This is a genomic window from Allorhizobium sonneratiae (assembly GCF_023700755.1).
GTDB lineage: Bacteria > Pseudomonadota > Alphaproteobacteria > Rhizobiales > Rhizobiaceae > Allorhizobium > Allorhizobium sonneratiae.
This window is the reverse complement of the sequence record NZ_JAMKOJ010000015.1, coordinates 46733-54674: the sequence shown is the minus strand read 5'-3', so window position 1 is coordinate 54674 and position 7942 is coordinate 46733. Positions and strand designations below refer to the sequence as shown.

General features: G+C 55.5%; 9 protein-coding genes and 1 pseudogene. 5 read left to right on the top strand and 5 right to left on the bottom strand.

Translation table 11 applies throughout. From position 1 onward, the window contains the following. A partial coding sequence (locus NAC44_RS20425) for a glycosyltransferase family 32 protein (protein WP_250943438.1) occupies window positions 1-774 on the bottom strand: 774 nt, incomplete at its 3' end. A 432-nt stretch (window positions 775-1206) separates the two neighbouring features. Here NAC44_RS20425 and NAC44_RS20420 point away from each other — a divergent pair. The 3 genes from NAC44_RS20420 to NAC44_RS20410 are packed head-to-tail and all read left to right on the top strand — an operon-like array spanning window position 1207 to window position 4069. Beyond that, entirely contained in the window at window positions 1207-1947 is a 741-nt protein-coding gene (locus NAC44_RS20420) for a DUF6088 family protein (protein ID WP_250943437.1), read from the top strand. Then, window positions 1928-3037, top strand: a complete 1110-nt coding sequence (locus NAC44_RS20415; RefSeq protein WP_250943440.1) for a nucleotidyl transferase AbiEii/AbiGii toxin family protein — start codon at window positions 1928-1930, stop codon at window positions 3035-3037. Before NAC44_RS20420 ends, NAC44_RS20415 begins: the two co-directional genes overlap by 20 nt. Before the next feature lie 42 nt (window positions 3038-3079). After that, window positions 3080-4069 (top strand): restriction endonuclease, encoded by a 990-nt coding sequence (locus NAC44_RS20410; protein ID WP_250943436.1) that lies wholly within the window; start codon window positions 3080-3082, stop codon window positions 4067-4069. A gap of 96 nt (window positions 4070-4165) precedes the next feature. On the opposite strand, the gene NAC44_RS20405 is transcribed toward NAC44_RS20410, so the two are convergent. From NAC44_RS20405 to NAC44_RS20395, 3 genes are all read right to left on the bottom strand, one after another. After that, window positions 4166-4726 (bottom strand): PD-(D/E)XK nuclease family protein, encoded by a 561-nt coding sequence (locus NAC44_RS20405; protein WP_250943435.1) that lies wholly within the window; start codon window positions 4724-4726, stop codon window positions 4166-4168. 72 nt (window positions 4727-4798) lie between these two features. After that, window positions 4799-5782, bottom strand: coding sequence for an IS5 family transposase (locus NAC44_RS20400; RefSeq protein WP_250943434.1), 984 nt, complete (start codon window positions 5780-5782; stop codon window positions 4799-4801). Beyond that, the gene (locus NAC44_RS20395) at window positions 5772-6101 is read right to left on the bottom strand and encodes a hypothetical protein (protein WP_250943432.1); all 330 of its coding nucleotides are present in this window, start codon (window positions 6099-6101) and stop codon (window positions 5772-5774) included. The genes NAC44_RS20400 and NAC44_RS20395 overlap by 11 nt, the downstream gene beginning before the upstream one ends. Before the next feature lie 92 nt (window positions 6102-6193). On the opposite strand from NAC44_RS20395, the gene NAC44_RS20390 reads away from it, so the two are divergent. Beyond that, window positions 6194-6496, top strand: coding sequence for a type II toxin-antitoxin system RelE/ParE family toxin (locus NAC44_RS20390; RefSeq protein WP_250943430.1), 303 nt, complete (start codon window positions 6194-6196; stop codon window positions 6494-6496). Then, window positions 6489-6815: a helix-turn-helix domain-containing protein gene (locus NAC44_RS20385; RefSeq protein WP_250943428.1), complete on the top strand. Its 327-nt coding sequence runs from the start codon at window positions 6489-6491 to the stop codon at window positions 6813-6815. Before NAC44_RS20390 ends, NAC44_RS20385 begins: the two co-directional genes overlap by 8 nt. Window positions 6816-6995: 180 nt before the next feature. Here NAC44_RS20385 and NAC44_RS21465 read toward each other — a convergent pair. Further along, window positions 6996-7861, bottom strand: a pseudogene (locus NAC44_RS21465) (IS6 family transposase). Between the last annotated feature and the right edge of the window lie 81 nt (window positions 7862-7942).

Here is a 7942-nt window from a genome sequence, read left to right as displayed (position 1 = left end):
TAGCAATGCCTCTTCACAACCAATCGGAATTTTCGCAACAGAGCCGCATCCTTCGTTGATGATTTCGAAGACTGATCGGGTGAGATTTCCCGGGCCGGTTGTCGCCTGAACCTCAGGCAACTCGGTCTCTTTGTGCGCTTCAAGAGATGCAGTTGCATTTAACAACGCTCTCTCCACGATTGGATGATTAGGCGGGGCGATCAAAGGCGTTGTGTTGAAGTAAAAAATCCATCCCGGCTCATTAGCGCCGGGCTCGGTGAATATTGCCGGTGGCACCATTTGAGCCGTGGGGATATCGTAACAGAATGGCTGCAGCTTCAATCGTCCATCTACAAAAAGGTGATCAATGGGCATGCCATGGTAGACATCGTCGGCGTCGATGTAGAAACCGCCCTCGACAAGCACGTAAGCGTAACGGAAGTAGTCCGACATCATTGAAGGGTGGTAGCAGGCCTTGAAAGCGTCCTCGTATCGCTCCCCTAGCCGACGCCGAATGAACTGGCTCGCAGAGATCATATCAAAGACTTCTAGCTCAAACCCTGCGCTTTCCAGTTGCCTCCAGGAATCCATGCACGCTCTGACATCATCGGGCAATCGCTGCAAATCGTCCCAGAACTGTACTATGCGTTTTGGGATCGGGCCGGGCCGCATCGTTAGATCAACCGGAGGGCACTCACGCCGCTGCACTATATCACGAACGAAATTAGATCGCGCACGTTCCCCAGGCGCCAATGGATCTGCCTCGACAGCTTGGTTCACTTTTGTTGCGTTCATTTGCGCTGTTCCCCCTTAGCAATGTGCTAAAGTTAGATCGCGCGGTAATTGTAGGAAATCCCATTTTCACTCGCGTACTCCGATTCTTGTGGACGAAGGTTCCATGGCGCTGGAACCATGCAACCTGGACGGCGGACTACAGTTGGATGCGAAGGACCCCTTAGTTTTTTGGGTCAGCTTTTTGTAGAATTTCCGCGGAGTCCCCTCGTTGGGCTCGGACGTGAGGCAATCGCAATATTGATTGATGACGTTATAACGCCGGGCAAGACCGGACGTTAATTGCCAGCGCTTGGCTTCTTATAAGCGTTGCCTGTAACAGCCAGTAACTATCGTACTGACCGATATTTCAATATAAAAATTGGTCAGTAGAAAACGATTTGTTGCAAGTGACCAAAATTTGTATATAATCTTCGGTCACAAGGTAGGATGGTTATGCCGGATCCCACATCGGACACTCTGGAACGCATTCACCAAAGGATCGCCGGTGCGGCGCCTTCGGGCGTTTGGTCGCGTTCCGATTTTTTGGACATCGCAACGCCTAATGCCGTCGAAAAGGCCCTGCAGAGGCTGACCAATCGCGGCGACATCCGCCGCCCTCATCGTGGTCTTTACGACAAGCCAGCTATCAGCCAACTGACCGGCAAGATGGTGTTTCCGCCACGCGCCTCATTCATCGATGCCATCGCACGACGTGACAAGCTTCGTGTTTGCGTCGATGGCATGACGGCTGCCAATGATCTTGGCCTGACGACGGCCGTCCCCGCCAGGTCTACAATCTATGCGGACACATATCCCCGAACCATCGAGATCGAGGCCAATGCCGGCGATGCGGAGGCCACGAAGCCGGTTATCTACATCTTGGACTTCAAGCGCATTTCGGCAAAGACCGCTTTTTGGGCGGGCCGGCCGGCAATGCGAGTGGTCCAGGCCCTCCATTGGTTTCGCGACGAGCGCTCCAATCTGGAGGCAGTTGTCGATGGTATCGTCCGCTACCTGGCACGAAGCCCCCACAGGCAGCCGATCATCGAGGATCTGCGCGAGAACATCCATGCCATCCCAGCCTGGATGTACCAGGCTGTGGAGACCATAACTGCCGATCCGTCGCCCCAGAAAGACGGAAGCACTCTGCCGGGCCGCGAGGGAATGGATGAACATGCGCCAGAGTTTCGTTGATATCCTTCGCTCAAGCGTTGACGAGCGGAGAGCACTATTCTCCGCCGCTGCGTCCGACCTGGAGACGCGGGCCGAGAATATCGAGAAGGATCTCTACGTCTGCTGGGTGCTAGACTTCTTGTTCAACCGGCGCAGGGACGATGCTATCGGCCTTTACTTTAAGGGCGGCACCAGCCTCAGCAAGGCATATGGCCTGATAAAGCGTTTCTCCGAAGACATCGACATCGGCATCCACAAAGCAGATCTAAAAGTTCCGCTGGAGGCCGATATCGCAGCCCTTCCCTCCGCCAATCAGCAGCAGAAGGCTCTGGCCGAGCAGGTGGACGAGGCAGCACGCCATTATATGTCCGGACCGCTCAAGCGTTTGCTCGATGAGGAAATCGCCGCGGTCGAGGCCCAGTCCGGGCAATCGGGACATTTCTCCCTTGATTTCGGATACGATCTCTACCGAAAGAAGGAGGCGCTCGATGTACTGGTTCTGGGATACAAAAGCGTCTTTGACACGAGCGGCGGTTATGTCGAGGCGGCAGTGCGTATCGAAGGCGGGGCCCGCCCGGATCCGGTTCCGGCCGAGAAGCGAGAGATAATTCCATACGTTGCCTCGGAGATGAGAAAAGGCACTGACCTGGTCGTCCAGAATGTAACGACCGTCAAGCCGGAGCGCACTTTTTGGGAAAAAGTTCTGATCCTTCACGCAATGACGGAGATGACGGAAAAACGAAGCATGCAGGGTAGCCCTGCGCTGAAAGTTCCAGACCTCAATCGATACTCGCGCCACTATTACGATGTTCATCAAATTTGGACGAATCCCGACTACGGCAAGGCCACTGCATCGATGCTCGACCTCGCCGAGGCTTGCCGCCGGCATAAGGAGCTGATGTTTCGCGCACCGGACCATCGATATGATCGAGCCGTGCCCGGTAGTTTTCGGCTGGTACCTACGACCGAGATGCGTAAGAAACTCGAAGCCGACTACGAAAAAATGTCCGCCATGATATTTGGGACGCCGCCTGAATTTGAGTCGGTCATGACCAGCATTCAGGAGTTGGAGGCCTATCTCAACTCAACCTCGGACAAGCCTTCACTTTGATGGCAAAGGCGAAGGAGCCAACCGTTGACCGGAGCCCGAACCATGACCGGCATCACAGCGGATAAGATAAACGCTGCGCTGGGACTTATCGATCGCTTCGAGAACGGCGAACAACCTCTGACGCCTCAGGATGCTGAGCAGCTTGTTAGAAGGATATTCGACGCCTGCGGCTACGATGTTACCCAATCTGGCTTCGTTGGGGGCGATCAAGGTGTCGACTGTTACTTTAGCGGATTGATCGACGGAAAAAATCAGACAGTCGCCGTCGAGGTGAGGGTTGGACGAAGGCCTGCGGATATCAAAAGTGTTCAGCAGGCCTTCGCCTTAAAAAACCAATCCCCGAATTTCGATCGGGCCATGGTGATTTCCAGGGCGGGGTTTCTAGCCGAGACGCTTCGAGAAGCCGAAAGCATGGGTCTTGGTGAAATCGATCTATTTGGCCCGGCCGCCTTACGCAACTGGGTCACGAAGCAGGTAATTCCGGAGGATGTTACCGCAAGCTACGAGAGGATCGTCGGCGGCGCCATGAAATCGCTTGCAGACTTGGTGGCGCGATATCCTCAAGCGCTCGCCAAATTACAGTGGTGGGAGGTTGAGGCAGTTCTCCGCGAAGCCTTTGAGGGCATGGGTTTTGGCGCCAGAAAAACGAGATCGTCCAAAGACGGTGGGTTCGATTTGGAACTTACTATATCAGAGGGAGGGAAACGGCGCGTATTCTTGGTCGAGGTCAAGCACTGGACTGATCAGCGGCCGGGTTCGGGGCATCTCAAGAAATTGATTAAGGTGACTCTGTCAAAAGAAGTCGAAGGAAGTTTCTTGCTATCCAGTTCCGGCTTCACCAAAACAGTTTATAGCGGCATCACGGAAATTTCGGTACCGGTGCGGCTTGGTGCCGGCGAGAAGATCGTTGCGCTCTGTCGCACCTACTATCGCCTCAAGAACCAGCTCTGGCGTGAAGACGTAAACCTCCATCAGGAGCTCTTATCCGGAACCTGGGCAATCGGTGATCGGACCCGTGGCAATAATCGATAGCTCAACATTGAACCACGGTGCTCTGCGACCGCAGTTCCGGCGCAGCGCCCGACGGGCCTGGATAAAGTCAAGCAGACGGTGCTCTCGTCACCTCCTTCAGTTCTGACCAAGTCGAAACAGCGCGCCAACAATCGGCATGTGTATCCAGAGTTCCGAGCAGCGTCGTCCGGTGATTGATTCCACCGCGCCTGCATAGGCAGCAAGCTGCGGCGCGTGGCCAACGGCTCGTTCTTCCCAAAGCTCGAAACGACCGGGAAAGCTCTTATGGTCGATAATAGCGAAATCACCTCCGGTCTCGACCAACATATCAATACGGCCCTTGAGAAGCTGATTGGCTAGGGGGGCTGTGACAGGCACTTCAGCAATGCTGCTGGCCGCCGGCCATCGGCCGCGGCGCCAAGTGGCCAGTCTGTCACTAGCGATAAGCGCGTCGTCCCCTTTAAAGCCGATGACGTCCCAGCGCGTCAGGATAGACGATGCGTCGGCCAGCCGCTTGTCTCGGTCGCGGTCTGGATCATCATAGCCGATGATGGAATGGAGCGCTTCGCCCAGCGCTGCGATGTCGGCGATCCCGTCAATCGGGAGCCTTCCGCCAAGGTCAACCCTTTCGACGATCTTCCAGCTTCCACCTTCCGCCTCGCTTGGTTTCAGGAACAAGGGCGGACGGGGTGGCGTAGCGTTGTTGCAGCGATCAGATTCCGGCCGAGAAAACCCTACCCTTTGGATTTTTCATGCGACACGCCTGAATTCCGGGCGGCCGAGTTTGGTCATCCGGTTGAGGACGCGGACGCCGATCTTTACTTCAGTCTTCTGATTTGGAAATGCCCGTGCTCTGAGTTTTTGCCCGATCACAGTCTTCCAACGACCCATCTGGGTTTCGATCCGGCTGCGCTGATTGTAGCCGGTGGATTTCTGCCAGGCGATGCGGCCCTTGGTATTAATTTCGGCGATATGACGATCGCGTACCGTCGGGCTCTGTCCCGATTGCGGGCTTGAAACTGCTGTTCTGGGAGGCGGGATGACGACCTCGACGATTTCGCCAAGGCGCTCAGCAAGAAACTCTCGCGTTGGCGCTCCGTCATAGGCACCATCGGCGAGAAACCTTGAAACCGGGGTTTGAATCTGGTCCAGAAGATCAGGCAAGGCCGTGGGATCACCAACATCGTCCGTGGTCAGTTGTGAGCATATGATGTCTCCGCTGACAAGATCAAGCCCAAGGTGAAGCTTGCGCCATCTCTTGCGTTTCATTTTGATTTTGTGCTTGTTTTCAAGCCATTCGCCCTCACCGAAGACCTTCAAACCTGTGCTGTCCATTACCAGATGAGCCGGTTCACGGTTGGACGCCGCTTGCCGTCGCAAAGGCGGTAAAGTTAAACCTGTGCTGCGGCGTGACAGGGTTGAGAAATCAGGAACGGCAATATCCACGCCCATCAGCATTACGACACTGCGCATCAGGCCTTGAGTTTGGCGAAGAGGCAAGCCGAAGGCAATTCGCAACGTCAGACACATCGTAATCGCAAGGTCTGAATATTTCGGCTGGCCGCCTCGAGATGTGCGGCGAGAGGCCGACCATAGACAAAGCACTTCATCGCTTATCCAGACGGTCAAATCACCGCGTCGGCGAAGGCTCTCATTATATGCAGCCCAGTTCGTGACCTTGAATTTCTGCCTCGGTATCTTGTGCCGACGGTCTTCATTAAACTTATGCGGCATCCAAAATACCCTGTGACCAAAAACAGTCGCCTGATATCAGTAACTTCAGCATTGCTGCAACAACGTCGATTTTACGTATGTTTCTACCTGACAAGGTTTCGTCAACGTCGCCTTCCTCATCGAGGCATTCGCACGTCGCATCATTGGCTGCCCCCGCGGCCATTTCCCCACATCGGAGCGCCGGCTTGAAGCCCTGAAACGCGGGGAACTCCGATGGAGCGATCGCGGTAGGGGGTGGGAGGAACTCGTGACAGATGGCCGGAGAAGGTGCCGTCGCAAAAGGCCCAATTTCAGCTTTGATTCCTTGGATAATGATCATTTGTCCGCGTTTCCGAAGGAAACGGCCAGTATTGCCCTGAAGGGAGATATGGGCTATATATCCCAAAGTATCTATATCACTCAGGATATGAAATGACGGAATGGAAGGTCGTGTTTCATGACCGTTTCAAAGGCGAGATCACAGACCTTCCAGCCGATGTTCGGGTCGAATTGCTCGCGCATCTGGTGCTGCTGCGCGAAAGAGGCTTTCGACTGGGACGACCTGAGGTCGACACCCTTGAGGGGTCCAGGCACGCGAACATGAAAGAGCTGCGCGTCAAGGTGTTGAAGGTTCAATGGCGGTTTGCCTTTGCCTTCGATCCGGAGCGAAAGGCCGTTGTCCTTTGTGGTGGTGCGAAGAGCGGTGTGAGCCAGTTGGAGAAGAGACATGGATGATCTCGATAAGTTGATACAGACGCTGCCTGAGGATGAACAACGCGCTGTAGCAAAGCGAGCCGACGAGCTCGTCACGGCGCACAATCTGCGTGAACTGCGAGCACTCGCCGGACGGACGCAGGAAGACGTGTCCGCCGGGACCGGTTTCAAGCAGACCAACGTCTCAAGACTGGAGAAGCGCGCCGATATGAAGCTGTCGACCCTGCGCGACTATGTCGAATCCCTCGGTGGCACGTTGAAGATCGTTGCGGATGTGGCGGGCAAGAAAGTCGATCTTTCCAGCATCGCGGAGCGCTCCCGTCACGGCTCAAAGGTCTGAGGGGCTTGTCGGAAATTCTTTTTGGTTAACTAGCTGTTGACCACGACGGTGGAAATTCCGCTCCCGATGTAGCGGAGCGTAGCCATGATTCTTCTGTGGTTGCCGCCCGTGATGCAAGAGGTTTCTAGGATATTGCCACGTTGTTCAAGGCTGGTCGCGCGCCACCACGGTGCGAGTATTTTATGCGACCATTTCAGCGGTGTACTCGGCCCACAGGCCGAATGCGTCAATCCGTGCGTGGCGGTATGAAATGGCTGAGAGATTGTAGCGGCGTGGGCGGAAGATCGAGTTGATCTGGTCGTGGACTGACAGAAAGCGTTGCGCCTGGCGAGGTGATTTGAAACGCCCCATGATCTTCTCGCGTTTCCGTGTCTGGCGATGCGAATTTTCAATTCTGTTGTTCAGGCCCTTGTGAGCCCGATGATCGGCATCCGGCGCGATGGCCTGTATCGGCTTGACGTAGCTGCCGAGCTTGTCCGTCACGACGACGCGCGGCTCGCCAAATTGCCTGACCAGCCTGGAGAAGAAGCGCTTGGCGGCCTTGGTGTTGCGACGTGGCTGAACCAGAATGTCGAGTACATCGNATCCGGCGCGATGGCCTGTATCGGCTTGACGTAGCTGCCGAGCTTGTCCGTCACGACGACGCGCGGCTCGCCAAATTGCCTGACCAGCCTGGAGAAGAAGCGCTTGGCGGCCTTGGTGTTGCGACGTGGCTGAACCAGAATGTCGAGTACATCGCCGTCAGCGTCGATTGCCCGCCAGAGCCAGAATTTCTTGCCGCCGATCACAATGACAGCCTCATCCATGTGCCACTTGTCATTCGGCTTTGGCCGGTCTCGGCGAATGCAGGTGGCAAAATGGCGGCCAAAACGATTGATCCAAAGACGAACGGTCTCCCGGCTGACGATCACGCCGCGCTCCGCGAGCAGATCCTCCACATCGGCCGTGCTCAGGGCAAAGCGATGGTAGGCCCAAACCGCATAAGCGACGATCTCACGTGGAAAACGAAAACCCTTCAGACGGGGAAAAGCGCTCGGCAATTTCATCGTGCCTCGATACCTGAAACGCATGCCTTAAACAACTTGGCAATACCTGCGTGAACAACGGACGGATGCGCGCCTTCACTG